Source organism: Nodularia harveyana UHCC-0300 (assembly GCF_034931085.1).
Lineage (GTDB): Bacteria > Cyanobacteriota > Cyanobacteriia > Cyanobacteriales > Nostocaceae > Nodularia > Nodularia harveyana.
This window is the reverse complement of sequence record NZ_JAYGHG010000010.1, coordinates 92093-117496: the sequence shown is the minus strand read 5'-3', so window position 1 is coordinate 117496 and position 25404 is coordinate 92093. Positions and strand designations below refer to the sequence as shown.

The window sequence follows — 25404 nt, the reverse complement described above, 5'->3', positions numbered from 1 at the left end:
TAATAATCTCAACATCCTTTGATCCCAGAGGTCTATTAATCATTAGACTTGGTATCATACTCTTTTTCACGAGTTTCTTTTATCTCAACATTTTGCGATCGCGCTAATTTCCAAGTCTTCAACATCAGGGGTTTTTGTCTTTCCAGATGGTTGACAAACTGCATAATTGAGTTATCTGCCTTAATTGGAGTTTTCAAATCAAACTGAATTGTCTGAAAAATCTTCACATCATCCTGAATAAAATGTGTCCCCAAAATTTTAGTCAGCGACAGCACCACTCGGTTATAGAACCAACCAAAAATTCCCCGCCGTTTTTCCGTCATCAGCATCACCTGACCCTCAGATTTTCCCCCTTCCAAGAGGCGCATCGCAAACATAATGTAAACATGGAAAAAATCAGTCCCAATAGTCACAATGTTAGTGCTACCGTACCAATAGCAAACATTATGAGCAATATTTTTTTTGCATAAAAGACGAATCAGAACGGAAGAAATTGATTTTTTAGGAATAGGCTTACTATTGCTGAAAATAATAGCATTCTGATTAATTTCCTGCTTTTCAAAAGCAATTTCTGATGAGAGTTTATGAACCGTCTGAAAGTGTTGAACATCAATAGGATTAATCATGAACGTATTCGGGTGACAGTTCATCAAAAAATAATCACCCAAGGCAACATCATATTCCTTATTTTCTAACTCCAAAACAAAAGGTAGAGATTGTTTCGGTATATCTCCAGTCCAAACCCAAATCATCCCATACTTTTCCGCCGTCGGCCAAGTTTGTAACTTAATAGAAATCGGTTGATTTATACATGGAATATCAACACAAAATCCTTCCTCATCAAACTTCCAATGATGGAAAAAACAACGGAGTTCATTACCCTCAACTTTACCCTCCGCTAGATGAGCGCCCATGTGCGGACAGTAGGCATCAACTATTACTACTTTTTTATCTTTACCACGGTAAATCGCTAATTCCCTACCCAAAATTTTTACAGATTTGACCTCTGTAACCCGCAGTTGTTTGGATGGCATAACCCAGTACCATCCTTCAACAAAACGTTCCGGATTATTAAAGATTCTAGGCTTATGAGTTGAGTTAAGGTTCTGCAAATTAACATTCATTTTCAGGGTTTCACTTAAAGTGAAGCGGTTAATCTACAAGTAACATGAAAATATTTCATAAAAAGTTACTTTTAGTACCAGGAAATATAATTGCAGAACTAATTTTATATACAGTTTATAATTAACCTCAAATCCTATACATAAAAACCTAGTTTTTTGTCAATTAAATAATTATGATTATAGTATATACAGTAAATTTCAAATTTCTGCAACCAAATATAAATTTAACTACTAATATTTTTGATAAAATATGACATAATAAATACAAGAGTTAGGGGAATTTGCCGTGTTAACTCAGAATAAAAAACTGTTTTTAATTGGTCAGATAAAAAACCTTAGTGGAATTTCAATTCGGACAATTCGCTATTATGAAAGTTTAGGTTTAATTGAATCATCTGGACGTACAGAAGGCGGTTTTCGCCAATTCTCGGCAGATGTACTAAGGCGGTTAGCATTCATTAAAAGAGCGCAAAATTTAGGCCTGAGTCTAGAAGAAATTCGAGAGATTCTTGAGGTCTATGACCAAGGAACCCCCCCCTGTAGCGATATTAAAGACAAGTTAGCAGAAAAACTTTCACAAATTGATAGCCAAATTTCTCAGTTACTAACTTTACGCTCAGAAATCAGTGAATTACTGGAAGACTGGAATCATAAAGACGGTCAGCCAGAAGATAAAATCTGTCCAATTATCCAATAAATATGAAAATGCACAGTTTAATCTTCAGCTAAAAATTGTTGTTCTTCCAGATAACGAATAGCTAATCCATCAACTACTTTAATCACTCCTTTGGTATAAGTAGCTGCATTATGTGCTGCTCTCCACGCCGCCCAATTAGCAACAAAGCCAGTGAGGGTAACTCTGGCATTTTCTACTATTACATTTACATCTTCCGCTTCTACAAAGCTATTTCGCTCTAAAGCATTCTCAATACTTCTGGCAATTTCTTCATCTTGAGGTTTCTTCGTGGGGACTACTGCTAGTTCATTGATAATATCAATTACCCCAGTAATTCCGTAACCTATATCCTCTACCTGAAATTTTTTCCAATAAGCGTCTACTGTCCCGCGCAAAGTTAGCAAACCACCAATAATGCTGACATCAATTTTGTTAGCATCAATATCTGGGTCCCAAGTCAGAGAATTTGACACATTAGAGGCGATCTCTTCATCTATAGGGATAGAAATATGGGAAGGATACTCTACTTGTAGATGATTCATTACCTCTGTAATTCCTTCTATTTCTTTAGTATCTTTTTCGGCAATATTTTTAGCTCGATAACTAGGCACTGTTCCCCGCAAGGTGACTTGGAAATGATCAACAGTTACACCAACATCTGCCGCATTTATACGGTCATCCCAATGAAGTTTATCTAGAACTTTGGTTTGTAGTTCTTGGTCTGTCGTTACAGTCATAATTATACCTATTTACTGGTTATTTTTTAATCGGTGCAGGAACTACAATATCAAGCTAACAATAAGTTATGTTTACCACAATGATGGCATCGCAAAGGTTAGTTAAAATCGTTTTGGGCTGCTGAGGTGGAATAATTATATTGTGTCGTAATCATATAGCTGTTTCCTCTTTCCTCAGATATAATTTTTTGTTCCTGAAGCATATTAATCATCAAATAAAGGAGTATGGTTGCATACAAAAACTATGTAACCCTAAGCTCGACTTTAGCCATTTTTTTCACAATGCGATTGGTATCACTCAAACCTTTGTGTGGTAGGTGTTCTAATTTTTGGATTTCATCGAAAATCAGTGCTATGGAAAAAGTATTTACCAAATAGGTAAACCAAGTTCTTAATTCTGGATAAAGTCGAGCTAAGAGGATGTCTGAAAAGTAAGAAAGCTAGTGTTTTGGTTGCCGAAACAGTTAGACCTAGCGTCGGGTAATATTGGCTTGGATGTCGTCAAAAATTGCGCCATCGGCAAAGAATTTAGGACTAACTTGATTCCAGCCGCCAAAGTCTTCAATGGTGAACAGGTTAGAGATTTGGGGATAGTTGTCGGCAAATTCCGCAATTACTTCTGGTACTACTGGTCGGAAACCCACTTTGGCGAATTCGCGCTGGGCTGCGGGGGTAAAGAGAAATTGGACAAAGGCTTCTGCTACTTCGCGGTTTCCTCGCTGATCTACATATTTATCTACTACGGCTATGGGGTTATCAATGGAAATATTAATTTCGGGAACTATGTAAGGTAATTCCTGCCCCTGTTGTTTAGCTAAGATGACTTCGTTTTCATAATTTATCAGTGCATCTCCTTGTCCTTGGGTAAAGAATGCATCTGTGGCTTCACGGGCATCTCTGGGTAATACTGGCACATTGGAGTAGACTTTAGTCACAAAGTCTTTGGCTTGTTGTTCCGTGCCGCCTGTTTTGGTGACTTTCCCCCACAAGGCCATGTAGTTCCAACGCGCGCCGCCGGATGTTTTGGGGTTAGCGGTAATGACGCTGACATCATCACGGGCTAAATCGTCCCAGTCTTTAATGTTTTTGGGGTTGTCTTCGCGGGTAACAATTACGCCGACGGAACGGTGAACAATTCCATCGTTATTGGGTGTTTTTTTCTCCCATCCTGGTTGAATTAGTCCGGCATCCTGGAGTTGCAAGGTATCTGCGGATAGTGCTAGGGCGACGATATCGGCTTCTAAGCCATCGATCACCGCACGGGTTTGGGAGCCTGAACCACCATAGCTTTGGTCAAATCTGACTGTTTGTCCAGTTGTTTCTTGCCATTGTTTGGTGAATAGGGGAATGATGTTTTCATAAGCGGCGCGGGTAACGGCGTAGCTTACCAGGGTCAGTTCTTTGGTTTGTGCAGTACTGCCACTATCACCAGGAGAAGGAGAGCAGGCGGCGATCGCACTACTCAAGCCAATTCCTACCAAAAACAACGCCATAAAACTTTTCAAAGACCTGTGTTTCCATTGATGAAAAATATTTAACCACATACCGACCTTGGACTCCTGAGTTTAATCTACACTTACCCTATCAAGTTACAGTTGTTTTGGGTGTAGTCATAGATATTACAGGTGATGAGATGAAATTGCAATATAATCTCCATAATTCCCATCAGAAATATGGGGATTACTTTCTAGCTGATGATTTCAGCCAAGATTACCGCCAGAGAGAAGTTATGTCTGCGGGAAATTTTAGCTTGGGTAAATTAAGATATTTATTTGGCGAATACTTTTTCCATATCACTGGTTTTCGATGAAATCCAAAAATTAGAACACCTACCGCACAAAGGTTTCAGCAATACCAATCGCGTCAGTATAGGTTCTAATAGGCTGCGCCCCAAAACTCGACCCTAAAAACTGAGAAGGTTCCAGCATTTTTGCAAATACTTAAGGCTCGTAACAAACTTACTATTTGAGCAGTAGATGTAGCGAACTGCAAACATCAACCCTTGAAACCAAAAACAAGGGCATTTTGGTATGTTTGCAAATAATCTGGGGTCTGTCAGCTTTTGGGTGAGAGCAATGTTAATAACTCAAAGCAACAGAAAATTTAGCCAAAATATCTGAGTCAGATATTGAATCAATGAGAGGTATAATTGTTTAACTTACGCGATCGCCCCGACAAATAGTTTTCATTATCCGGGGTACAATACCATCATCATGAACAGTGATCAAATTGGCTTTTTTACCTATCTCCAGACTACCGCGATCGCTAAATAAATTAATAGCTTTGGCTGGATTACTGGTAAATAATTGCATGGCTTCATAAATAGGTTTACCAGTCTTATGGGCAATCATAAAAATAGATTGTAATAGGCTTTGGGGAACGTAATCAGAAGAAATCACATCCACTAAATTTTCTAATACCAGTTCCATTGCGGAAACATTACCTGAATGAGAACCACCCAGCACTAAATTAGGCGCACCCATTAAAACTTGTAATCCTAAACTGTGTGCAGCTTTAGCAGCTTCTAAAGTGGTGGGAAACTCCGCTAAGACGACTCCATTTTCCACCGCTTCCTGGACGTGTTCTACAGTAGCATCATCATGACTAGCTAAGGAAATACCGTTAGCATCAGCAAGTTCTACTAAAGCTAGACGATTTTTCTGTGCATATATTTGTTGTTTTTGCTGACGAGTGATAATGAAATCTTCCATTTGATCAGCAGTCACACCATGTTTACCCATGTAATATTCTTTAAATTTATCTAACCTGATAAACTGTCGTTGACCAGGAGTATGATCCATTAAAGAAATCATTGATAATAGAGGATGATTGGCATATTCTGCGGTAATTTCATAAACCTGTTCATAAGCTAATTCACAACGCAAATGTATGCGATGTTCTACACAAAAACTACCTTTGGCTTCTCTTTGGGAGATGACATCAATCATTTGAGAAAAGTTAGTTAAGCGCGGAGAACTAGTTGCGATATCACCAATGGCGATCGCATCACAAACTGTTGTCACACCTGCACTGGCTAGGTCTCGGTCATGATAAACTGCTGCTGCTTCTAAAGGCCAACGAATACCTGGACGGGGTGACATACAACGTTCAAGATTATCAGTATGTAATTCAATCAATCCTGGTAACAGATAATCTCCCTCACCATTTTCACCTGAATTCACAATCCCTGGTTGAATATCAGCAATCAATCCATCTCTGACTACTAATGTACCGAGTATTTCTTGATCTGGTAGTTGTAGGCGATAGTTGGTGTAAATTTGCTCATTCATATTTATAGCTCACACAAAGGCGCAAAGTCGCAAAGGAAGAAAGGAAGAGAAATACAAGAGTGTTGTACAAATACATGAAAGCTGCTGTCAAATGTTAAATGTTAATTGGCGGTTACAAAGTTGCGATCGCACTTCTTCGTCGTGGAAAATGCCAATTAAGGCGCAGCCTTGGGCTTTTTTTTGTTGCAGCAATTCGATGACTACTTGGCTATTGGTTGCATCTAGGGCTGAGGTTGGTTCATCTAATAGTAAAATTGGATAATCAACTGCTAAGGCACGAGTAATATTTACCCGTTGTTTTTCACCTCCAGAAAAGGTGGTGGGAGAAATATTCCACAGTCTTTCTGGGAGGTTGAGTCTGTGAAATAAGTCTTTAACTTTCTTGTATGCAATATCTATAGAAATCCCTAATTCCAAAAGTGGTTCTGCGGCGATTTCTAAGGCTGGTACTCTGGGAATGACTCTTAGAAACTGGCTGACATAACCAATTGTTTTTTGTCGAACGGCTATGATTTCATGGGGATCGAGTTGGCATAAATTGACCCAATTTTGTTCATGTTTTACCCATATAGAACCACTATTAACGCGATAGTTGGCATATAAACAGCGCATAAATGTAGATTTTCCACTTCCAGATTTTCCAGATAGGGCTACACATTCTCCAGCATTCACGCTCAAAGATACTCCTTGTAAAACTGATAAATTAGTACCTCCTTGCTGATGGAGAGTAAAACTTTTTTGCACATTTTCAACTTGCAAAAGTGCAAGATTTGGAAATTTTACTGAAGGATGGTTAAGGGTTGATGATTGCATAGTTAAGAAGTTAAGTAAAAAAACCAGGCGATTAGAAATCGCGCCTATACAAACCAAGTCCACCTGTGTGGACTAATGAAAATTTGAGCGTTTCAACCGTCCAAAAATCATGGTGTTAAAGCGGCGCTGACTAGTAGTTGAGTGTATGGATGTTGTGGATCATCAAGCACTTGGTCTGTTAAACCTGATTCCACTACCTGTCCTTGCTGCATAACTAATAATCTGTGTGCTAAAAGTCTGACTACGCCGATATCGTGGGTAACTAGAATCACGCTGAGATTAAAATTACGGACAAGCGATCGCAATAAATCCAATAATTTCGCCTGTACTGACACGTCTAAACCTCCTGTGGGTTCATCCATTAATATCAATCGAGGACGGGTGACTAATACACGGGCAAGTTGTAATCTTTGCTGCATTCCTCCAGAAAATTGGATTGGTAGATCATCTATCCGCGCCGGGTCAATTTCTACCTCCTCTAACCAATGGGTGGCCTCATCCCGAATTTTGCCATAGTGTCGTACTCCAATATCTAGTAAACGTTCGCCAATATTGGCTCCAGCCGTAACTTTCATTCGCAGACCATCACGGGGATTTTGCTGGACAAAGCCCCACTCTGTTCGCATCAATAACCGTCGTTTAGCTTCTGCTAGTTGCAAAATTTCTAAATCTTCATCGTGGGAATTGGTATAAGTAATATGACCTTGATTAATGGAAATGTTGTTAGCGATCGCACTTAGTAAAGTAGACTTTCCTGAACCTGATTCGCCGACAATACCGAGAACTTGACCAGGATAGAGATCAAAGGAAATGCGATCGCACGCTTTGATTGCGCCGTAAGATTTACTGAGTTGATGAATTTGTAGAATGGGTTTAGTCATGATTTTTTTCACGCAGAGACGCAGAGACGCAGAGAGTAAGTAATTCCTTTTTGGTTATTTTTTATCTCTATTGTTTGTACAAAAGTCTGTATCTGAACAAATCCACATTCTTCCACCTTGATCATCAATAATGACTTCATCTAGGTAGCTTTCTGTGGAACCACATAATTCACAGGCTTTGTCCCATTTTTCAACGGTGAAGGGATGATCTTCAAAGTCGAGGCTTTTGACATTTGTGTATGGTGGAATTGCATATATGCGCTTTTCCCTCCCAGCCCCAAATAGCTGTAATGCTGGATTCATCTGCATTTTAGGATTATCAAAGCGAGGAATAGGACTAGGACTCATCAGATAACGGTTATGCACCATCACCGGATAATCGTAGGATGTGGCAATGTGTCCATGTGTAGTAATGTCTTCGTATAGCTTGACGTACATACCTCCGTATTCTTCTAAGGCGTGCATTTTGCCAGTCTCTACAGATGAGGGTTCTAGCCAGCGCAAAGGTTCAGGAATGGGGACTTGGTAAACTAAAATCTGTCCTTCCTGTAGCGGTGTTTCGGGGATGCGGTGACGAGTCTGAATTAAAGTTGCTGCTTGTGTACTTTCTGTTGTTTTTACACCACAAACTTTTTTAAAAAAGCGACGAATATTTACGGCGTTAGTGGTGTCATCTGCGCCTTGGTCAATCACTTTCAATACATCAGTTTCACCAATTACAGCAGCCGTTACTTGAATACCTCCAGTACCCCAGCCATAAGACATGGGCATTTCTCTGGAAGAAAAGGGAATTTGATGTCCGGGAATGGCTACAGCTTTTAGCAAAGCACGACGAATAGAACGCTTTGTTTGTTCGTCTAAATAAGCAAAATTAAAGCCTGTTTCTGGAGATTGGGAAGAGGGAGAAATATTCATTTGATTCGGCATATCAAAGAGGCTGTTTTAATAATTGAACGCAGATGGACGCGGATGAACGCAGATGAAGACGGATGAATTTAGGACTTATGCCAAATATCTCTCAAACTCCTATTCCTCTGCGGTTCGATATTCATAAGTTCTGGAATTAATGGATTTCATGATTTTGTGCAGCCTTATATATAATTGGTATAAAGTAATTTAATTCAGGTGTTTGTAGATTGCTGATTTTGGCTTTGTCATCATAAATTCTTAACTGCACTGCATCTTGAGCATAGGGCTGAGAAATAAAGTTTTCTGCCTGTTGAGATGAAAATATGCCTCCTTGTAGTTCTAAGCTGCATTTGGATGCTTCTGAGAGGCTTTCCCAATATTCAGGATCAACTGCACAAAGATAGCGTTTGGCGGTGACATGAAGTCTAATTGGTTCTGTGACTGCTGGACTAAACATCTGATTTAGTAGGGGTATGGCTCGATATTCATGGCGATCATCTATACCTTGAACTGCTGGATTATCTCCCAAATTATGGATTAAATGCCCTAAATCATGGAGTAAACAAGCGGTAATCAATTCGTGGTTTTGATCTGATGTTTCAGCTAAGGTAGCGCATTGTAAGGCTTGTTCTAGTTGGGTGACGGCTTCTGCACCATACAGTTGAGAACCTTTGGTGGTGAATAGTTCAATAATGTTTTCTAGAGTAGGTTTCATAATTATTTGCATTATTTGATTTGATATCGAGCAACTTCTTGTCCTGCTACATAAACAGATGTAATGGAAGATATGGGATGATGTTCAGGAGATATTAATAGGAAATCAGCGTCTAAACCAGGGGCAATTTTGCCTTTTTGATCGCTTATTCCTACTGCTGCTGCTGGTTGACTGGAAACTAATGACCATGCTTTTTCAAAGGACATTAATCCTAGTTCTTGTAATTTAAAGGGTGCATAAAATAGGGAAGGGTAATGATAATCTGAGCAAAGACAATCTATGACGTTATTTTTAACTGCTTCAGCTACGCTCATTAAGCCTAAGTGAGAACCACCACGGACTAAATTAGGCGCACCCATGAGAACTGCTGCACCATATTCACGAGATTTAGCTGCTAAGTCTACAGTAGCGGGAAATTCTGCGATCGCAATTTGTCGTTTTTGACTCAGTAATACTTTTTCTAAACTGTCATCATCATGGGATGCTAGGGGGATTTTTTGGGTATGGGCTAAATCTACTAGTTGTTCTATTTGTGCTGCTCCTTGATGTCGCTTTTCTCTTACTTGGTTAATTAATATTTCAATTTCTTCTATGGACATGGATGATCTTTGTTTCACACTATTCAGATAGCGGTTCAATCTCTTTTCATTTCCTGGAGGTGGTAGGTGATCATTGATGGATAAAATATGCACACGGCCAGATTCCATCCAATCACATAATTCTTGATGTTCTGTTATATTTGCTTCTTCGTGTCTGATATGAATACGATGATTGCAATTTAAAACTTGTTGACCTGTTCCTAAGATAAAATCAATTAAAGTTCGAGCAGAATCTCGACTGCGTAAACCTGGTTCATAAGAATCGGTGATGGAACAGTAGAAAGTAGTGATTCCCGATGCTAAGAGGTTGCGATCATTATCTGCGATCGCTATTGATAAAGGAAAGTTAACTCCCGGACGAGGACAAATCATCCTTTCAAAAGCATCACCATGTAAGTCAATAATCCCTGGTAACATTTGCAATCCTTGACCATTTACCAAATCAAATCCATCGGGACTAATGGTTTGATCAATGCTGATAAATTTTCTATCTGCTATTAAAACTGTGGCATCTTTTAACCACCCATCAGGAGTTAAAACTGTTACTCCTTGAATAGCAACTTTTCTGTTATTTAGTTTTGATAGTATTTGCATATTTTCTGTTGTTATCACTGAGGTAAACTATCTAAATTTCTGGCTTTACTGAATTGAGGGATGAATATCTCACGCAAAGGCGCAAAGTTAGAGATGTTAAATTTTCCATTTTCATGGTCTAACTCAGCAACACCAAAACTTCTTAATTACGAATTACGAATTACGAATTACGAATTACGAATTACCGCCTCTAATTTTCCGCACTAAATTCAATTCGGATTGAAAGTCTATGTAGTGTGGAAGTTTAAGATGTTGAACAAAACCTTGTGCTTGTACGTTGTCGGAGTGGGAAAGTACAAATTCGATATCTTGGGCTGGGCCTTGAATTGTTTCCCCTAATTCTTCGGCTCGCATTGCTCTATCTATTAAGGCCATTGACATGGCTTTGCGTTCGTTGTAACCAAAGGTAAGACCATAACCACGGGTAAATTGTGCAGGTAATTCCTCGCTACCTTTAAACTGATTTACCATTTGCACTTCGGTAACTGTAATATCTGCGATCGCTATTTCAAATCCCAATTCTTCTGGACAAATCACCACTTCAACTTCCCCCATGCGAATTTCTCCCGCAAAAGGATGGTTTCTGCCATAACCCCGTTGGGTAGAATATGCTAAAGATAATAAAAACCCCTCATCTGCACGGGCTAAATTTTGCAGTCTTGCATCTCTTTGGGCTGGAAATGTCAATGGTTCACGAGTCAGATCAAATGGTTCATCAGATGGGGAATTTATAAATTCTTCTTCTGCTTGCATCAGTCCTTCTCTATCCAAGGTGTCAATTACACGGGGAACTGATTCTGTAATTGCTTCTGCTTCTGGTGCTGGAGGAATTTGTCCTTCTGCTATTAATTTGAAGTCTAGTAAACGATGAATATAATCAAAGGTTGTCCCTAATTTTTGTCCTCCTGGAACATCTTTAAAAATGGCAGAAATGCGGCGTTGAATCTGCATTTTGCTGGTGTCTAATGGCTGACTGTAGTAAAAGCGTGGTAGTGTTGTCCGATAGGCTCTTAATAAAAAAATTGCTTCGACTAAATCACCCCAAGATTGTTTAATTGCTAAGGCTGCTAATTCTCGATCATATAAGCTACCTTCACACATTACCCTTTCGACTGCTAGGGTCAGTTGTTGTTCAATTTGGTCCAGGCTCAATTCGGGAATAGCAGGATCACCTCTACGTCGGCTTTGCAGTAGTTTCTCTGCATTTTCAATTGCTTTTTCTCCACCTTTGACTGCAACATAAGGCATAATTTATAACTCGCAATTTGTAATTTTTGATTAAGAAGATGTCTGAAAAGTTTGTAAGGTATAAATTAACCTCTCTCCTGCAAGGGGAGAGGCTTCTCGAAGAGTACCTCTCCCTAACCCTCTCCTACAAGGAGAGGGGAAAGGAATTACTTTTATTGCTGGAGAGGCTTTGAAATCCCCATTCCCTTGTAGGGAAGGGGGGTAGGGGGGTTAGGTTTTCGAGATTTATTGGTTTCATACAATACTTTTCAAACAACCTCTAAGAATTTTTAGGTTTAATTTTGTTTTTATTTTGCCATGATTTATCTTTGTTATCACCCACATTTTTTAATTTACTTACCTGGCTGAATTAGACAATTAAAACTCCAACCATGTTGTGCAAATCCCAGTGATTGATAAAATTTATGGGCGCGATCGCGTTTTATATTGGAGGAGAGTGTAACTTTATAACAGCCAGCTTCTGCACTGAGTTGGAGGGCGGTTTTTACCATTTGGCTACCAATTCCTTTTCCTCGCATTTGAGAAATCACTGTGACCGCTTCTAAAACTGCAAATTTGTGATATACCCGGTGCATCATTGTCGGTACATAAAGAAGGCTAAAAGTACCCACAGCTTCCTGATTTAAACAAGCAAGATAGATGTTGTAGTTGGGAACTTGTGTTATTTCTGTGAGGATTTTTTCTGCTTCATTGTTTGGTAAGGGTAATTGATTATTCATGTCAGCATAAAGCTGGTTTAATAAATGCCAATCCTCATGGTTAGCAATGCGAATTTCAATGGTCATAAGTTACCTCTGCTTTGGCTGTCCTTGGTAGCCCCATAACTAGATTTTTTGTGAATAAAAATACATCTAATCCTTGTGGATAAGCTTGATAGTTCTGTTTCCACAAGTCCCAATATTTCTGAGGAAGTGTGGGAGTAATTAATTGTTTCTCTAAAATTCCTGCTCCTGTTAAAGTTACAGGTTTTCCAGTTGCAAAACTTTCTACTTGTATTAATAGCGTTGTTGAGGTTTCTGGTTTTTCTGCTGTCCCCCATTTAAAAATAGATAATTCTGGTAATTTTTCTAAATCTTGAATTAAAGCAAAGTCTGCTTTTTCTGGATGTTCTGTAAAACGACAGCCAGTATGAAACAATAACCAAGCTTTAACTTGATCTGAAAAATTCGGTTGTAACCATACGAAAACATCTAAATCTAACAATGTTAAAGCAGCCGCACCACAAGCGGGTATTAAATCCACAGGTACAGTCATTTCAGCATTAATTTGGTAAGGTTTTCCTGGTCGAGAATTAGCATTAAGTAAAGCCCGAAATGTCCTTTGGGAATCGTGAATTGAGTCTTGAAAGCCCGGTAATTGTGTAACTATATTTGACATTTATTTACCCTTCTCCTCTTACCATTGTGAAGAAGTTTACTTTGGTAGCTTCTGTTTGACGCTGTTTGAGTTGTTGCTGTTTTTGATGTTCTATTTGCAAGGGTTGAATTATTTCAGAATTGATCTGATCGTGCCAGTTTGGGGTTTGTAATAACCCATCGCAAACAGCAGCTAGTTCTGCATGACGTTGCGATCGCCCTGCTACATAACCAAATCCTGTAATGGTTTCATCTCCTTGACTCTCAAGTTGAACGACACAGCGAGTTATGGTGATTTCTCCCAGGTTAAATGGTTCTCCTGTACCTCCCGCACGTCCCCGCACCATTGTGAGTCCAATTTCTGGCGATCGCAAAAAGCTATAGCTGGGTACGTTACCTAATTTGTTTACCAGTGGTTCTAATAGCTCTAATTCGGTCTTTGCTAATATTGCCATCCATGCTTGTCGCTGTGTCACAGTAGACATAAGTTAGGTTGTGCTATTTTGTTTTAAACTATTCTTAACTTGTCTAGACATCTAGATGAGAATAGATTAACCCAATTCTGACAAATTGACAATCTAAATTATTGATAAATGAAAGAAATAATCCCAATTTATGCTCAAATTGCTGACCAACTGCGAGAAAACATACATCAGGGGGTTTATCAGATTGGGGAACAATTACCAACGGAAATGAAGTTAGCAGAACAGTTTGCAGTTAATCGTCATACTATTAGACAAGCGATCGCATTATTAAAAAACGAAGGATTTTTACGAGTTGACCGAGGAAAGGGAACATTTATAGCTGCTAAAACTATTCGCTATGCTATTGGTCAGCGTGTGCGTTACAATCAAACATTAAAAGCTCAAGGTTTACAGTCCAGATTTCAACTACTGCGAGTTTTAGAATTAGTGGCTGATCATGCCATTTCTAAAGGACTAGAAATAGATTATGGTCAACCAGTAGCGTTAATTGAGCGTTTAGGTTTTGCGGATGAAGAACCTATTAGTGTGGGTGCGGGATATTTTCCCCTGCAACGATTTCCTAATTTTTTAGAACCAAAAAACATCAAGATTTTAGAAGAAAAACAATCAATCTCTCAGTTTTTACAGCAGGTTTATGGATGTGATCATATCCGTCGGAGTACCTGTGTTTCTGCTCGTTTAGTTCAGCCTCAAGATGCAAAATGGCTACAATTACCACTCAATCAACCCATTTTGTTAGCAGAGTCAGTAAATATTGATCAAACAGGTAAAGTCATTGAATATGGTGTAACTAGACTGCGGGGTGATCGCATGGAATTATATTTTGAAAACTCCTAAATTAGCCACTTTCTCACCCTTGCAGAAAGTAAATCAATTATACCCGTAGCAACAACCAAAATAATCAGAATTACACAGACTTTTTGATATTCAAATGCACCAAAACTTTGATATAGTGAAACACCAATACCACCAGCACCAACAATTCCTAACACAGAAGCCGAACGCACATTAGACTCAAATCTGTAAAGAGTAAAAGAAGTCCATAAAGGCATGACTTGGGGAATTACTCCATAAATAACTTCTTGGATTTGATTTGCACCAGTGGCTCTAATTCCCTCCACTGGTCCTGGTTCAATTGATTCCACAGCCTCTGAAAACAGCTTACCTAAAGTACCCGTAGTATGCACAAATAAAGCCAAAACTCCGGCAAATGGTCCCAATCCTACCGCCACTACAAAGATAAGTGCAAAGACGATTTCATTAATAGCACGCATGGCATCTAAAAGCCGGCGTGTTGGTTGTACAACCCATATTGGAGACATATTATTAGATGCTAGAATAGATAAAGGAACAGCTGCGATCGCTGCCATTACAGTTCCCCAAATCCCCATTGAAATCGTAATTATTATTTCTGATAAATAGTATTTCCAATCACTAAAGTCTGGGGGAAAATATCCGCTAATATATTCCGCCATGTTGTCTCCTTGTTGCAGCAGCAAAAGAAAATTTAACTCGCTTTGATGATATGAAAAAATCAATGCGGCAACAGTTACTAAAAGCAAAATAACTCTTTTAATATTCAATAGTTTTGCTTCTTTCTCTAACATTTTTACTACAGAGGGAGAGGCGTTAGTAATTATCTGATTTTGTGACTGCATTTTTTTACGTGTATATAAACGTCAGTTTACTGAATTTCTTGAAGTTGCTGATTGAGTTCGGCTATTTTTTGTTGTTTTTCTTGCTCACTAAGATTTTCTTGATTTTTAGTCTCTTGGATTTTTCTGCCAATTTCTAGTTCTCGAATTGTATGCCAATTTTTATCTTCAGCTTGTACGAAACTAGATATTTTGAAAGGTGCTAAAACTTTTGCATCTTTGTAGTTATAGAAAAAGTTTTGAAACTTATTTTTGATATCTGTTGGTAAATCCCGACGATAAGCAATGGGATCACTAGGAATTAGTGGCGATGTCCAAATAATTTCAATTTTCTGTCTAGCTTGAGGATTGGTGCTTTCCAAACGACTTAATGCTTCACTACTAACAGTCGCTACATCTACCTGTTGATTCGCCACAGCTAAGGCGCAAGCTTCATGATTACCAGCGAAAATCAAACGTTTAAATGCTTTTTTAGGATCAATATTATTTTGAGCAAAAACATAATAACTGGGAACTAAAAACCCAGAGGTAGAGTTTGGATCATTAAAAGCAAAGGTAAGGTTGGCAGCATTTTTAATTAGATACTTATCACCGCCTGCTGCTATAGCTTCAGCAGTGATGGGATTTTCTTTATTAGCAATTAAATGAGAATAATAGCCTTTAGTTCCATCTTCACTGACAACTTGAGCAAATGCTTCTGCATCTGCAACTTTTGCGGCTTCAATATAAGATTTACCACCTAGCCAAGCTACCTGAACTTTACCAAAGCGCATGGCTTCTATAACTGCTGCATACTGGGTAACATAAAAGGGTTTAATAGGAATACCAATTTCTTCTGACATAGCAGCAGCAAAAGGTTCCCATAAAGGTCTTTGATTAGCTTGAGATTCTGTAGATAGAACACCAAAATTAATTTCTTTAATAGCTACGGCACTACTATTATTAGTCCCGCTATTATTACTAGTATTAGAATCAGAAGTACAAGCTGCAAATATATTTGCACTTGCTAAAGTCATGGTAAATAAAGAAGCTTGCTGGATAAATAATCTTCTGTTCATAAGTTTAGTTTTGTAATACCGGTAAAAATATTATAATTGATAGGAGATTACAGTTCAATGAAGTAGAGAGTCTAAGTTCAAAGCTAAGTAAGTCGGCGGTTATCAACCAAATTTACACACATAAAACCCACACTTTAGTAGGCTGAGTGACTACTTGTATGGGTTTTCAAGCCTTTTTTCCGTTAGTCTATTATTTTTTATTCGCCTGAGTTTAATTTAACTAACGCCCTCAAATTGCGCGTAGTTGATTATTGAGATCGTTCAGCTTTTGCCTATCTGTATTACTTAAATTTGGTTTGTTTTCTAATTCTAAAATCTTTTTAGCAATATCTAATTCGCGGATTGCATTCCATGTTTTATCTTGAGCAGGTACAAAACCAGCCCATTTAAAAGGTGCTAAAATCCGAGTATCTTTATAGCTGTGGAAAAAGTTGCGGAGTTTCTTTTTTACATCTTCTGGTAAATCTTTACGATAGGCAATGGGATCACTAGGAATTACGGGTGAAGTCCAAATAATTTCAATTTTTTGACGCGCTGTGGGGTTAGTTGCTTCTAGACGTTCTAAGGCTTCACTATTATTAGTGGCAATATCTACTTGCTGATTGGCGATCGCCAGGGCGGTTGCTTCATGGCTTCCTGCAAAAATTAACCGTTTAAATGCTTTTTTGGGGTCAATTTTATTTTTGGCAAATACATAGTAACTAGGTACAAGAAATCCAGAGGTTGAGTTAGGATCATTGAAGGCAAATGTAAGCTTAGAAGCATTTTTAATTACATATTTATCACCGCCTTGTTGCTTTGCTGCTGCGGTGATGGGGTTTTGTTTGTTAGCGATTAAGTAAGAATAATAGCCTTTTGTTCCATCTGAGTTGACAACTTGAGCAAATACTTCTGCATTGGCAATTCTGGCGGCTTCAATATAGGATTTACCACCATACCAAGCTACTTGTACTTTTCCGAAACGCATGGCTTCGATTACACCTGCATATTGAGTAGCATAGAAGGCTCTTACAGGAATGCCAATTGATTTTGATAAATCTGCAATAAAAGGTTCCCACAAAGGTCTTTGATTAGCTTGAGATTCTGTAGAGATGATACCAAAGTTTAGTTCTTTTATAGGTGCAGCTTGTGCTGGTGCAATCAAGTTAGAAATTAATTGGGTTCCTACTAAGGATGTTCCAAATAAAGTAGTTTGTTCAATGAATGTGCGTCTTTTCATGATTTATTTCTAGGTTAGTTATTTTGTGCCGTTGAATGTTTAGTCTTTTTTGTCTTGTATGAGGATTGTCGGTATCTATCTGTATTTTGGTTTTATACTAGTAGTTCTCCGTGTCCTTTCATGATCAGTTCTTCTACTGCTGTGCCGTAAATTTCATTGAGTTTGTTGTCATTTAGTTCTACGGTTGCACCATCAAACATGACTTTGCCATCTCTGAGTGCGATCGCTCGATTACAATAACTCCGCACCATTTGAACCTGATGTAAGGAAGTCACTACAGTAATTCCGCTTTGACGATTTAGCTGCACAAGTAATTCCATAACTTTCCGCGCTGACTCAGGATCTAGGGATGCAATGGGTTCATCAGCCAGGATGATTTTCGCTCCTTGGACTAAACAACGTGCGATCGCTACCCGTTGCTGTTGTCCTCCAGAAAGCATAGATGCTCGTTTGTAAGCGTGTTCCAGAATCCCCACTCGCTCTAATGCAGCTAAAGCTTGGAGTTTTTCTGCTTTGGTAAATAAATGTAATGTTGAACGAAAAATAGACAATCTTGCTAAATTGCCAACCAGAACATTTTCGATAACTGTTAGCCGATTGACTAAATTAAATTGTTGGAAAATACAGCCGATCTTGCTTCGTAAAGACCTAATTTTTGAGTGTAATTTTCCCTCGCTTTGTAGCGCCGTCCCAAAAATATGAATTGTACCTGCATCTCCAATCTGCAAGCCATTGATATGCCGCAAAAGGGTAGATTTCCCTGAGCCAGATGCACCTATCAAGGCTACCATTTCTCCCTCATGAATTGTACAGGATACATTTTTCAGGGCTATTTTACCTTTGAAACTCTTTGAGAAGTTACTAACTTCAATAGTCATTGCTTGGCATTTTAATATCTCTGATTAACACTAATACAGTTTGATTAAGAAAGGATTTAGTAAAAGTTAACTCGTGATTAAATTGCTAAACTGTCAATCTAGTGAATGAGGTAATGACAGATGCTATTAGAGAAAGTCGCAAAATTTATATAGATTTAATGATACCCCCTAGCCCACCTTAAAAAGGGGGGAATAGTGATCAAAGTCCCACTTATAAAGGGGGATTTAGGGGGATCTAGAATGTTTTGTTACCGACAATAAGACTTTTCAAATATCCTATGACAGCAATGATGATCGTGCTGCTGATTTTAGTTAATGATGGAGCAATTTTAGCGATCGCCTATGATAAAAATATTTCTGATCACAAATATCCTCGTTGTTTTGGAGTCAGAATTTTATCAAAGATGAAGTATCAGGCGATCGCACTGTCATCATACCTAAATTGCGATCGCCACCACAGAAATACAAACAAACCCCAGCAGCAAAGAATGTTCAGCCCGCATCGGCGAGCTGAATTTGCTTAACGAGATACAGCTAGTGTTTCATCATTTACTGGGGTATATTGCGCCACAATTTCGCGGAATTTTTCTCCCTCAATGGTTTCTTCGTCTATTAATAAATCCACCAAATATTCTAAAGCCGGACGATTGTTTTCTAACAGTTCCTTTGCTTGTAAGTAGCAATTAGTGATAATTTCCCGGACTTGGGAATCAACTTTCCCGGCTATTTTTTCAGAATATTCTGATTTATTCATCCAGTCGCGTCCTAAAAATACTTCGTTATTCTGACTATCTAAAGACAACAGTCCTAATTCCGACATCCCGAACCGTGTGACCATTTGGTTAGCCATATTGGTGACGTGTTGCAAATCATTACTAGCACCTGTGGTCACTTCCGGCTTACCAAAAACAATTTCTTCGGCGGCGCGACCACCCAAAGTAGAGGTAATTTTGGCTCGGATTTGAGAACGAGAAATTAAACCCTGTTCTTCGTTGGGAGTAAACCAAGTTAACCCTAGTGCTTGACCCCTGGGGATGAGTGTGACTTTCTGCACTGGGTCATGGTCTTTGAGTAATGTACCAATTAAAGCGTGTCCGACTTCATGGTAAGCAATTAAGCGCTTGTTTTTGCTATCCACGAGGGCAGTTCCTTCCATACCCGCCACGACTCGATCTATGGCATGATCGATTTCTAGGATGCTGATTGCTTCCTTGCGTCGTCTCGCAGTGAGAATTGCTGCTTCGTTGAGTAAGTTGGCTAAATCTGCACCAGTAAAACCAGGAGTCCGGCGAGCGATCGCATCTAAAGACACACTGGAGTCAAGTTTCTTATTCCGTGAGTGGACTGACAAAATTTCGGTTCGTCCTTTCAGGTCTGGTGCATCCACCATCACTTGTCGATCAAAGCGTCCTGGTCTGAGCAATGCGGAATCTAACACATCTGGACGGTTAGTCGCTGCAATAATAATAATCCCTGTATTACCTTCAAAACCATCCATTTCAGTGAGCAACTGGTTGAGAGTTTGTTCTCTCTCGTCATTACCGCCACCGATACCAGTTCCGCGTTGTCGTCCCACCGCATCAATTTCATCAATAAAGATTAAACATGGCGCACTGTCTTTGGCTTTTTTAAACAGGTCGCGCACACGGGATGCACCCACACCCACAAACATTTCCACAAATTCCGAGCCAGAAATGCTAAAGAAAGGTACACCGGCTTCCCCGGCGATCGCCTTAGCGAGTAAAGTTTTACCAGTTCCGGGAGGACCAATTAATAACACACCTTTGGGAATACGTGCGCCTACAGCCGTAAATCTTTCTGGCTGCTTCAAAAAGGTGACAACTTCCCCTAGTTCCTCCTTCGCCTCTTCCACCCCAGCGACATCATCAAACTTCACCCCCGTTTTGGCTTCCATTTGGAACCGAGCGCGGGATTTACCAAAATTCATCGCTTGGTTAGAAGCATTAGTGGAGCGTCTGAGAAACAACAACATTAAAGCTACCAGTGGTGCAATCCATAACAGATTAATTAACAGCCCCACAGCTACCCGGCTGTTAGCAGAGGAAACCTCACCAAAATCAACGTTTTCTTGCTTGAGAGTATTAATTAACTCAGTATTTTGTGCCAAAAGCCTGACTTCTATTGGTGGTGCATCCGGCTCTTCCCCCTTGAGATAGACCCTGGCTATCTGTAGAGTTTCATCAAGCTCTACTTTTTCTACTTTTCCTTCCCTAGATTTACTCAGTAACTCACCGTAAGTTAGAGTTGGGCGCTCTGCTTTCTGTGCTAAAGCGGGAGTACCCATTAAAATAGCCGGCAGCATTAGTACACTAGCGGCTAAAGCGGCTGTACGCTGTTTGATCAATGTCTTTTTCCCGAAATTTTGCATAATAATTACCTTTTCTTTAGTTGCATCCGCAGATAGGGGCTGCTTTTATGCCTATTCTTCTAGCAAAAATTGCTATAACTGGAAATCACTATTTTCTTATCTAGTCTAACTTCTAGACAAAGCTATTACCCATTTTCTCTGTCTTCCTCTTTCATGGTTCCCCAATTATTTACCTACTCACCAGGGAGGAAGGGCAAAAATCTCGCCTATTATTCACAGAGATCGGAGCTAAGTGCTGAAATATATAGGTACTGTTATTCGCCACTATCATCTTATTGACGATAAAAATGTAACTCGCTAAGATAAAATCGTAATGACTCCGCCTTTTTAAATATCCTGGTGGTATAGCAAAACATTTAGTTGATGTGTGAATTATGGTAAAAATTGTTGGGCTTGGTGGTAGTTTAAGACCTGATTCCTACACCCAAATCGCTTTAAAAGTAGCAGCGCAACGGGTAGAAGCCCTGGGTGCAGAAGTCGAAATTTTAGATTTGCGACAATTGAATTTACCCTTTTGTGATGGTGGTAAAGATTACTCAGAATACCCAGACGTTCAACGGCTACGTGATACCGTTAGTGCTGCTGATGGATTAATTTTAGGCACACCAGAATATCATGGCGGTGTGAGTGGCGTTTTAAAAAATACACTAGACTTGATGAGTTTTGATGAACTCTCCGGTAAAGTTACAGGACTGCTGAGTGTATTAGGCGGTCAATCTAATAGTAATGCACTCAATGATCTGCGGATCATTATGAGATGGGTACATGGCTGGGTAATACCAGAGCAAATTGCTATTGGACAAGCCTGGGGCGCTTTTAGTCCCGAAGGAAAGCTGCTAGATGACAAGCTTTCGGAAAGGTTTGATAAATTTGCTCAGAGTTTAGTAGACAATGCTCGTAAGTTGCGCGGAGTTAATTAAATAGTACAGAGACTCTCAGATCCCCGACTTCTTCAAGAACTTGGGGATCTTTGTTTGGGTTTGTAATTGCGATCGCATCCTTCCACATTCCCAAAAGGATCAATTAAGCAGACATTAAACGCTGTGTAGGTTCAGGAATTTTTCGACCTAACTCTTGAGCAGTTTCTATCCATTCCTGCATAATAATTTCTATATTTTGCAGTGCTTCTTGATAAGTTTCTCCATCAGCAGCACATCCCGGTAAATCTGGAACTTCTGCGATAAATGATTGGTCTTCTTCACTCCAATAGAGATTAATTTCATAGCGCAGAGTCATTTTAACCTCCTAGCTGATATTTAAGTAACATTTCACGGACTTGTTTAACTTGATATGCTTTGGCTTTTCCTTGTTTCGGTTGAAGATTTACGATTTCTTCAACTCCTTCCTTTGTAAAAATATGGTGACTTCCACGAATTCTTTCATCAAATCCTAATCTGATTAAGAGTTGACACAATTGCGCAAAGAATATATTTGTGTCAGATGTGCCTGATAAAATTTTAGCTAATAGCTTGTCTTTTTGGCTCACAAGTTATAATTTATTTTATTGACTCAAATTTTTATGATAACCGAAAGTGATTACTAGGTCGCGCTTCGCTCTCTCCATCGCCAAAAAGCGAACTGACAGGACGCTTCGCAGACCTGACGGTTCAGCGCTTGCGCGATCGCATATCCCACATCCTCAAAACAGCGTATAGTTAAATTAGGCTTAAAACTATAAATAAGCAAAAAATGTATGTCTAATTATCAGGAATTGTTAGAGCAAGCTAAAAATTTTACCCCTGAAGAACAGCTTAAATTAGTTGAAAATTTATCTATCTTAATTCGTCAACAATTGAAAATGACACCAAAACCAAAGCGTAGTATTTTAGAATTGCGTGGTTTAGGTAAAGAAATTTGGGGGAGTATTGACGCTCAGGAATATGTTAATCAGGAACGTGATTCATGGAATGGTTAAATGAATTACAGGATAAAATTATAGGTTTAGATACTGCACCGCTAATTTATTTTATAGAAGAAAATCCTAGTTATTTAGAAATTACAGATGCTTTTTTCACAGCTATGTATAGAGGTGAGTTTAGTGTTGTCACGTCGGTTTTAACTATATCAGAAGTGTTAGTTTATCCTTTACGTGCAGGAAATACAATATTAGCTCAACAATATCGTGATATTTTTTTCAATTCGCAAGGTTTAACAACTATTGACGTTTTGCCAGATATTGCTGAAAATGCAGCTAAACTAAGAGCCGATTACAATTTAAGAACACCTGATGCTATTCAAATGGCTACTGCTATTTATGGTGGTGCGTCTTTTTTCTTAATCAATGATATTCGTTTACCTTCTTTACCAGGCTTAACTGTGTTGGTTTTAAATCAATTGATGAGTTAGGTATTTTTGAAGCCGCACTATTGGAAAAAAGCAAATCAGCCATCAAAATACTTCATTTGCATTCGAGAGTTACGTATTATTTCCTTGTGTTTCAATGAAATTTTTTCTGCATAATTGGGGAATATTTTTTTAATATAATCATAGGACTCTAGCGTTAAAAGTGATAAGTATGGAATAATTCCGAAAATTAGAATACCTGCTGAGTCTTGTTTCGTAAATTGTGGCATAAAGTCCAGGTAAAAACCAATTTCGTCTTTAATTAATTTAAGTTCAAATTCTATAGCTGCTGAATTATTCTGAACAGACATAAACTTTTCCTTTTAGTAAAGATTCCCTAGTCTATAAAATTACACTTCACCATGTCATTACAATCTTTTTAGTTACCACAAAGCAACTGTAAATTACAGGAGACAATTAATAAATTATGTAGTTCATAATTAAGGAATTAACCAGCCTGATGAAGTTATTTAAATCAAGGCTATATTTTAACTCCAAACCTGGGTTAAATCCAACACAAACCCTGGTAAAGCATCTTCACCAGATAAACTAACAGGATGATCTAAAACTTCCACATTTCTACCAGGACGATAAATTTCTACTCGTTGATTTTTGCGGTCAATCAACCAACCCAAACCAGCACCATTTTCTATATATTCTCTCATCTTGGCTTGCAACTTTTCTAGAGAGTCTGTTTTAGAACGTAATTCCAGCACAAAATCAGGACAAATTGGCGCAAAAGTTTCTTGCTGTTCTAAAGTCAGAGCATCCCATCTTTGTTTACTTACCCAAGCTGCATCAGGAGAGCGATTAGCACCATTGGGAAGAAGAAAACCTGTTGAAGAGTCAAAAACTTCTCCTAATTTAGTTTGACGGTTCCAGAACCACAATTGTCCAGCGATATCCAAGTTTCTTTTCCCAGTATCACTGCCCGTTGGTGGCATAATAATTAACTCCCCCGTAGCATTTCGCTCTAATTGTAAATCTCGGTTAGCCAGTGCCAAATCAACAAATTGCTCATGGGAAACTTGCAGTGTGAGTGTATTTGGGATATTGACAGCAATAGCTGGAGTTAAGTTAGGTTGTGTCATCATTCCCTCCTGAAACTGTTACTTATGAAGACGGTTATGGCCAAATCTTCTAGCTACCTTCAGATTAACAACGAAACTTGAGATAAGGGAATTATATTGTCCCCTGTAAGCGAAAAAAATGTAGAGACATTACATATAACGTCTCTACAAAACTTAGATTAAATTTAAATTCCGTCGATACCTAATGATGATGGTGGTGATGGTGACTTCCCGCCAACTGGGGATTAACAGCCATAGCTTCTTGATTCATTAACTCAGCAATATGATCATTTGCCCATTCCGCAGCCATTTCCAAAAATTCTGGCTTATCGTTAACACATTCCATCTGGACATAACTCACATCGGGATGCTTTTTCGCTAAATCATGAATGATGTGGTGTACATCTAATAGAGTTTCGTGGTTTTCTGTCGCAAAGCCAATGGGCATAAAGATAACCGCTTTTGCACCCAATTGAATCAAGTTATTAGCAGCTTGCTCGGCGTTTGGTAATGTCCATTCAATTAAAGGTGTGTCATGGTTCAGCCAACCCACGGAAATTAAAGGATAGCGGTTAATTAACTTATCCCGAACTAAATCATATAGTGCTTGACTTTCGGTAATTCCAGAGGTGAATCCTTTGGCTTTGTGGGGACAGCCATGATTCATTAAAACAATACCGATTTGAGAAGGTAGGTATGCTGTACCTACTTCGGCGGAAATCTTTTCCTCAACGAGATTAGCCAATAAATCAATGTAGGCTGGTTCGTTATAGAAGGAGGGGATGTAACGCTGTGCTTTTACCCAGTGTTCTTCTCCATCAGGAATCTCAGCTAAAGCATTGTTAACTTGCTCAACTGCAATTCCACTGGTGAAGATGGAATCAACGACTAATAACGGGTAAATGAGGATTTTCTCGAAGCCTTGGTTTTTAATTTCTGCGAGAACCTGATCTGGTAGGTGAGGCGCACAGAAGTTAAAGGCTTTGAAAACTTGGATGCGATCGCCCCACTTGGCTTGCAAGTTCTTTTCTATACCAGCGCGTTGCTGTTCAAAGATGGCATTGTGAGGGGAAATAAAATCATGGTGGGTGTGTCCCCATTCATGACGGTCAAATAACGCCAATAATTTTGCTAAAGGGGGATAAATCCAGGTTGGTACTGGTGCAAATTTTGCAGTCAGTAGATTTAAAGCTTGTTCGTTATAGTTAGCAAAATCTTCATAGCTTTCGACTTCACCGTAGCCCATAAGTAATACGGCTACTCGGTCTTTACCTGATAACTGCTCGTGAGTGTGTTGCTGTTTTTCTGGCGTGGCAACCACAGTGATTTCCTCAATATGAATCTGTATAAACCAGAGTTGAGAGTC

At 39.0% G+C, this 25404-nt stretch carries 30 protein-coding genes; 7 read left to right on the top strand and 23 right to left on the bottom strand.

The window, feature by feature from the left end:
• Positions 1–35: 35 nt before the first annotated feature.
• Positions 36–1124, bottom strand: coding sequence for an aromatic ring-hydroxylating dioxygenase subunit alpha (locus VB620_RS09135; RefSeq protein ID WP_323195832.1), 1089 nt, complete (start codon positions 1122–1124; stop codon positions 36–38).
• 286 nt (positions 1125–1410) lie between these two features.
• Between VB620_RS09135 and VB620_RS09130 the strand changes: the two genes are divergently transcribed.
• Entirely contained in the window at positions 1411–1821 is a 411-nt protein-coding gene (locus VB620_RS09130) for a heavy metal-responsive transcriptional regulator (RefSeq protein ID WP_323195831.1), read from the top strand.
• 17 nt (positions 1822–1838) lie between these two features.
• Here VB620_RS09130 and VB620_RS09125 read toward each other — a convergent pair whose 3' ends face one another.
• Together VB620_RS09125 and VB620_RS09120 are read right to left on the bottom strand one after the other, a co-directional pair.
• On the bottom strand, positions 1839–2537 hold the full coding sequence (locus VB620_RS09125) for a BON domain-containing protein (RefSeq protein ID WP_323195830.1): 699 nt from the start codon (positions 2535–2537) through the stop codon (positions 1839–1841).
• A gap of 470 nt (positions 2538–3007) precedes the next feature.
• On the bottom strand, positions 3008–4081 hold the full coding sequence (locus VB620_RS09120; RefSeq protein ID WP_323195829.1) for a sulfate ABC transporter substrate-binding protein: 1074 nt from the start codon (positions 4079–4081) through the stop codon (positions 3008–3010).
• A gap of 89 nt (positions 4082–4170) precedes the next feature.
• On the opposite strand from VB620_RS09120, the gene VB620_RS09115 reads away from it, so the two are divergent.
• Positions 4171–4347, top strand: a complete 177-nt coding sequence (locus VB620_RS09115; RefSeq protein WP_323195828.1) for a hypothetical protein — start codon at positions 4171–4173, stop codon at positions 4345–4347.
• 343 nt (positions 4348–4690) lie between these two features.
• Here VB620_RS09115 and phnM read toward each other — a convergent pair whose 3' ends face one another.
• The 10 genes from phnM to phnG all read right to left on the bottom strand — a co-directional run bounded on the left by phnM (position 4691) and on the right by phnG (position 13426).
• Positions 4691–5827 carry a phosphonate metabolism protein PhnM gene (gene phnM, locus VB620_RS09110; protein ID WP_323195827.1) on the bottom strand — a complete coding sequence of 379 codons (1137 nt, stop codon included), beginning with the start codon at positions 5825–5827 and terminating at the stop codon, positions 4691–4693.
• An 87-nt stretch (positions 5828–5914) separates the two neighbouring features.
• A complete protein-coding gene (gene phnL / locus VB620_RS09105) occupies positions 5915–6640 on the bottom strand; it encodes a phosphonate C-P lyase system protein PhnL (RefSeq protein WP_323195826.1) in 726 nt (241 codons plus the stop codon).
• Positions 6641–6747: 107 nt separating this feature from the next.
• Complete coding sequence (gene phnK / locus VB620_RS09100; RefSeq protein WP_323195825.1) at positions 6748–7521, bottom strand: phosphonate C-P lyase system protein PhnK; 774 nt, start codon at positions 7519–7521, stop codon at positions 6748–6750.
• Positions 7522–7575: 54 nt separating this feature from the next.
• The gene (locus tag VB620_RS09095) at positions 7576–8448 is read right to left on the bottom strand and encodes an alpha-D-ribose 1-methylphosphonate 5-phosphate C-P-lyase PhnJ (RefSeq protein WP_323195824.1); all 873 of its coding nucleotides are present in this window, start codon (positions 8446–8448) and stop codon (positions 7576–7578) included.
• Between the two features lie 136 nt (positions 8449–8584).
• Complete coding sequence (locus VB620_RS09090) at positions 8585–9145, bottom strand: phosphonate degradation HD-domain oxygenase (protein WP_323195823.1); 561 nt, start codon at positions 9143–9145, stop codon at positions 8585–8587.
• 11 nt (positions 9146–9156) lie between these two features.
• The gene (locus tag VB620_RS09085; RefSeq protein WP_323195822.1) at positions 9157–10338 is read right to left on the bottom strand and encodes an alpha-D-ribose 1-methylphosphonate 5-triphosphate diphosphatase; all 1182 of its coding nucleotides are present in this window, start codon (positions 10336–10338) and stop codon (positions 9157–9159) included.
• 174 nt (positions 10339–10512) lie between these two features.
• On the bottom strand, positions 10513–11586 hold the full coding sequence (locus VB620_RS09080; protein WP_323195821.1) for a carbon-phosphorus lyase complex subunit PhnI: 1074 nt from the start codon (positions 11584–11586) through the stop codon (positions 10513–10515).
• A gap of 332 nt (positions 11587–11918) precedes the next feature.
• A complete protein-coding gene (locus VB620_RS09075; RefSeq protein WP_323195820.1) occupies positions 11919–12371 on the bottom strand; it encodes a GNAT family N-acetyltransferase in 453 nt (150 codons plus the stop codon).
• A complete protein-coding gene (phnH, locus tag VB620_RS09070; RefSeq protein WP_323195819.1) occupies positions 12361–12963 on the bottom strand; it encodes a phosphonate C-P lyase system protein PhnH in 603 nt (200 codons plus the stop codon). The genes VB620_RS09075 and phnH overlap by 11 nt, the downstream gene beginning before the upstream one ends.
• 4 nt (positions 12964–12967) lie before the next feature.
• A complete protein-coding gene (phnG, locus tag VB620_RS09065) occupies positions 12968–13426 on the bottom strand; it encodes a phosphonate C-P lyase system protein PhnG (RefSeq protein WP_323195818.1) in 459 nt (152 codons plus the stop codon).
• A gap of 108 nt (positions 13427–13534) precedes the next feature.
• Here phnG and phnF point away from each other — a divergent pair, with 108 nt between their 5' ends.
• On the top strand, positions 13535–14263 hold the full coding sequence (gene phnF / locus VB620_RS09060) for a phosphonate metabolism transcriptional regulator PhnF (RefSeq protein ID WP_323195817.1): 729 nt from the start codon (positions 13535–13537) through the stop codon (positions 14261–14263).
• Here the strand turns inward: phnF and phnE are convergent.
• The 4 genes from phnE to phnC form a co-directional block, all read right to left on the bottom strand.
• Complete coding sequence (gene phnE, locus VB620_RS09055; protein WP_323195816.1) at positions 14260–15084, bottom strand: phosphonate ABC transporter, permease protein PhnE; 825 nt, start codon at positions 15082–15084, stop codon at positions 14260–14262. The genes phnF and phnE overlap by 4 nt on opposite strands.
• A gap of 26 nt (positions 15085–15110) precedes the next feature.
• A complete protein-coding gene (gene phnD, locus VB620_RS09050; protein WP_323195815.1) occupies positions 15111–16139 on the bottom strand; it encodes a phosphonate ABC transporter substrate-binding protein in 1029 nt (342 codons plus the stop codon).
• 229 nt (positions 16140–16368) lie between these two features.
• Positions 16369–17358, bottom strand: coding sequence for a phosphonate ABC transporter substrate-binding protein (gene phnD / locus VB620_RS09045; protein WP_323195814.1), 990 nt, complete (start codon positions 17356–17358; stop codon positions 16369–16371).
• A gap of 92 nt (positions 17359–17450) precedes the next feature.
• On the bottom strand, positions 17451–18236 hold the full coding sequence (phnC, locus tag VB620_RS09040) for a phosphonate ABC transporter ATP-binding protein (protein WP_323195813.1): 786 nt from the start codon (positions 18234–18236) through the stop codon (positions 17451–17453).
• A 278-nt stretch (positions 18237–18514) separates the two neighbouring features.
• On the opposite strand from phnC, the gene VB620_RS09035 reads away from it, so the two are divergent.
• Positions 18515–18760 carry a hypothetical protein gene (locus VB620_RS09035; protein ID WP_323195812.1) on the top strand — a complete coding sequence of 82 codons (246 nt, stop codon included), beginning with the start codon at positions 18515–18517 and terminating at the stop codon, positions 18758–18760.
• Here the strand turns inward: VB620_RS09035 and ftsH are convergent.
• A complete protein-coding gene (gene ftsH / locus VB620_RS09030) occupies positions 18757–20625 on the bottom strand; it encodes an ATP-dependent zinc metalloprotease FtsH (RefSeq protein ID WP_323195811.1) in 1869 nt (622 codons plus the stop codon). The genes VB620_RS09035 and ftsH overlap by 4 nt on opposite strands.
• Positions 20626–20999: 374 nt before the next feature.
• Here ftsH and VB620_RS09025 point away from each other — a divergent pair, with 374 nt between their 5' ends.
• Positions 21000–21545, top strand: coding sequence for an NADPH-dependent FMN reductase (locus VB620_RS09025; RefSeq protein WP_323195810.1), 546 nt, complete (start codon positions 21000–21002; stop codon positions 21543–21545).
• Between the two features lie 103 nt (positions 21546–21648).
• Here the strand turns inward: VB620_RS09025 and VB620_RS09020 are convergent, their stop codons facing one another.
• Together VB620_RS09020 and VB620_RS09015 are read right to left on the bottom strand one after the other, a co-directional pair.
• Positions 21649–21861, bottom strand: coding sequence for a type II toxin-antitoxin system HicB family antitoxin (locus VB620_RS09020; RefSeq protein WP_027402776.1), 213 nt, complete (start codon positions 21859–21861; stop codon positions 21649–21651).
• Position 21862: 1 nt separating this feature from the next.
• On the bottom strand, positions 21863–22111 hold the full coding sequence (locus VB620_RS09015; RefSeq protein ID WP_323195809.1) for a type II toxin-antitoxin system HicA family toxin: 249 nt from the start codon (positions 22109–22111) through the stop codon (positions 21863–21865).
• 207 nt (positions 22112–22318) lie between these two features.
• On the opposite strand from VB620_RS09015, the gene VB620_RS09010 reads away from it, so the two are divergent.
• Together VB620_RS09010 and VB620_RS09005 are read left to right on the top strand one after the other, a co-directional pair.
• Positions 22319–22540: a hypothetical protein gene (locus VB620_RS09010; RefSeq protein WP_323195808.1), complete on the top strand. Its 222-nt coding sequence runs from the start codon at positions 22319–22321 to the stop codon at positions 22538–22540.
• Positions 22528–22971, top strand: coding sequence for a type II toxin-antitoxin system VapC family toxin (locus VB620_RS09005; RefSeq protein ID WP_323195807.1), 444 nt, complete (start codon positions 22528–22530; stop codon positions 22969–22971). The genes VB620_RS09010 and VB620_RS09005 overlap by 13 nt, the downstream gene beginning before the upstream one ends.
• A 35-nt stretch (positions 22972–23006) precedes the next feature.
• On the opposite strand, the gene VB620_RS09000 is transcribed toward VB620_RS09005, so the two are convergent.
• The 3 genes from VB620_RS09000 to VB620_RS08990 form a co-directional block, all read right to left on the bottom strand.
• On the bottom strand, positions 23007–23279 hold the full coding sequence (locus VB620_RS09000; RefSeq protein WP_323195806.1) for a hypothetical protein: 273 nt from the start codon (positions 23277–23279) through the stop codon (positions 23007–23009).
• A 177-nt stretch (positions 23280–23456) separates the two neighbouring features.
• On the bottom strand, positions 23457–24059 hold the full coding sequence (locus tag VB620_RS08995; RefSeq protein WP_323195839.1) for a Uma2 family endonuclease: 603 nt from the start codon (positions 24057–24059) through the stop codon (positions 23457–23459).
• Positions 24060–24240: 181 nt separating this feature from the next.
• Positions 24241–25359, bottom strand: a complete 1119-nt coding sequence (locus VB620_RS08990; RefSeq protein WP_323195805.1) for a ferrochelatase — start codon at positions 25357–25359, stop codon at positions 24241–24243.
• Between the last annotated feature and the right edge of the window lie 45 nt (positions 25360–25404).

Excerpts from the sequence above, each read along its gene's own strand:
- VB620_RS09135 (WP_323195832.1), bottom strand. The coding sequence starts at position 1,124 with ATGAATGTTAATTTGCAGAACCTTAACTCAACTCATAAGCCTAGAATC.
- VB620_RS09125 (WP_323195830.1), bottom strand. The coding sequence starts at position 2,537 with ATGACTGTAACGACAGACCAAGAACTACAAACCAAAGTTCTAGATAAA.
- VB620_RS09120 (WP_323195829.1), bottom strand. The coding sequence starts at position 4,081 with ATGTGGTTAAATATTTTTCATCAATGGAAACACAGGTCTTTGAAAAGT.
- VB620_RS09115 (WP_323195828.1), top strand. The coding sequence starts at position 4,171 with ATGAAATTGCAATATAATCTCCATAATTCCCATCAGAAATATGGGGAT.
- phnM (WP_323195827.1), bottom strand. The coding sequence starts at position 5,827 with ATGAATGAGCAAATTTACACCAACTATCGCCTACAACTACCAGATCAA.
- phnL (WP_323195826.1), bottom strand. The coding sequence starts at position 6,640 with ATGCAATCATCAACCCTTAACCATCCTTCAGTAAAATTTCCAAATCTT.
- phnK (WP_323195825.1), bottom strand. The coding sequence starts at position 7,521 with ATGACTAAACCCATTCTACAAATTCATCAACTCAGTAAATCTTACGGC.
- VB620_RS09095 (WP_323195824.1), bottom strand. The coding sequence starts at position 8,448 with ATGCCGAATCAAATGAATATTTCTCCCTCTTCCCAATCTCCAGAAACA.
- VB620_RS09090 (WP_323195823.1), bottom strand. The coding sequence starts at position 9,145 with ATGAAACCTACTCTAGAAAACATTATTGAACTATTCACCACCAAAGGT.
- VB620_RS09085 (WP_323195822.1), bottom strand. The coding sequence starts at position 10,338 with ATGCAAATACTATCAAAACTAAATAACAGAAAAGTTGCTATTCAAGGA.
- VB620_RS09080 (WP_323195821.1), bottom strand. The coding sequence starts at position 11,586 with ATGCCTTATGTTGCAGTCAAAGGTGGAGAAAAAGCAATTGAAAATGCA.
- VB620_RS09075 (WP_323195820.1), bottom strand. The coding sequence starts at position 12,371 with ATGACCATTGAAATTCGCATTGCTAACCATGAGGATTGGCATTTATTA.
- phnH (WP_323195819.1), bottom strand. The coding sequence starts at position 12,963 with ATGTCAAATATAGTTACACAATTACCGGGCTTTCAAGACTCAATTCAC.
- phnG (WP_323195818.1), bottom strand. The coding sequence starts at position 13,426 with ATGTCTACTGTGACACAGCGACAAGCATGGATGGCAATATTAGCAAAG.
- phnF (WP_323195817.1), top strand. The coding sequence starts at position 13,535 with ATGAAAGAAATAATCCCAATTTATGCTCAAATTGCTGACCAACTGCGA.
- phnE (WP_323195816.1), bottom strand. The coding sequence starts at position 15,084 with ATGCAGTCACAAAATCAGATAATTACTAACGCCTCTCCCTCTGTAGTA.
- phnD (WP_323195815.1), bottom strand. The coding sequence starts at position 16,139 with ATGAACAGAAGATTATTTATCCAGCAAGCTTCTTTATTTACCATGACT.
- phnD (WP_323195814.1), bottom strand. The coding sequence starts at position 17,358 with ATGAAAAGACGCACATTCATTGAACAAACTACTTTATTTGGAACATCC.
- phnC (WP_323195813.1), bottom strand. The coding sequence starts at position 18,236 with ATGACTATTGAAGTTAGTAACTTCTCAAAGAGTTTCAAAGGTAAAATA.
- VB620_RS09035 (WP_323195812.1), top strand. The coding sequence starts at position 18,515 with ATGACAGCAATGATGATCGTGCTGCTGATTTTAGTTAATGATGGAGCA.
- ftsH (WP_323195811.1), bottom strand. The coding sequence starts at position 20,625 with ATGCAAAATTTCGGGAAAAAGACATTGATCAAACAGCGTACAGCCGCT.
- VB620_RS09025 (WP_323195810.1), top strand. The coding sequence starts at position 21,000 with ATGGTAAAAATTGTTGGGCTTGGTGGTAGTTTAAGACCTGATTCCTAC.
- VB620_RS09020 (WP_027402776.1), bottom strand. The coding sequence starts at position 21,861 with ATGACTCTGCGCTATGAAATTAATCTCTATTGGAGTGAAGAAGACCAA.
- VB620_RS09010 (WP_323195808.1), top strand. The coding sequence starts at position 22,319 with ATGTCTAATTATCAGGAATTGTTAGAGCAAGCTAAAAATTTTACCCCT.
- VB620_RS09005 (WP_323195807.1), top strand. The coding sequence starts at position 22,528 with ATGGAATGGTTAAATGAATTACAGGATAAAATTATAGGTTTAGATACT.
- VB620_RS09000 (WP_323195806.1), bottom strand. The coding sequence starts at position 23,279 with ATGTCTGTTCAGAATAATTCAGCAGCTATAGAATTTGAACTTAAATTA.
- VB620_RS08995 (WP_323195839.1), bottom strand. The coding sequence starts at position 24,059 with ATGACACAACCTAACTTAACTCCAGCTATTGCTGTCAATATCCCAAAT.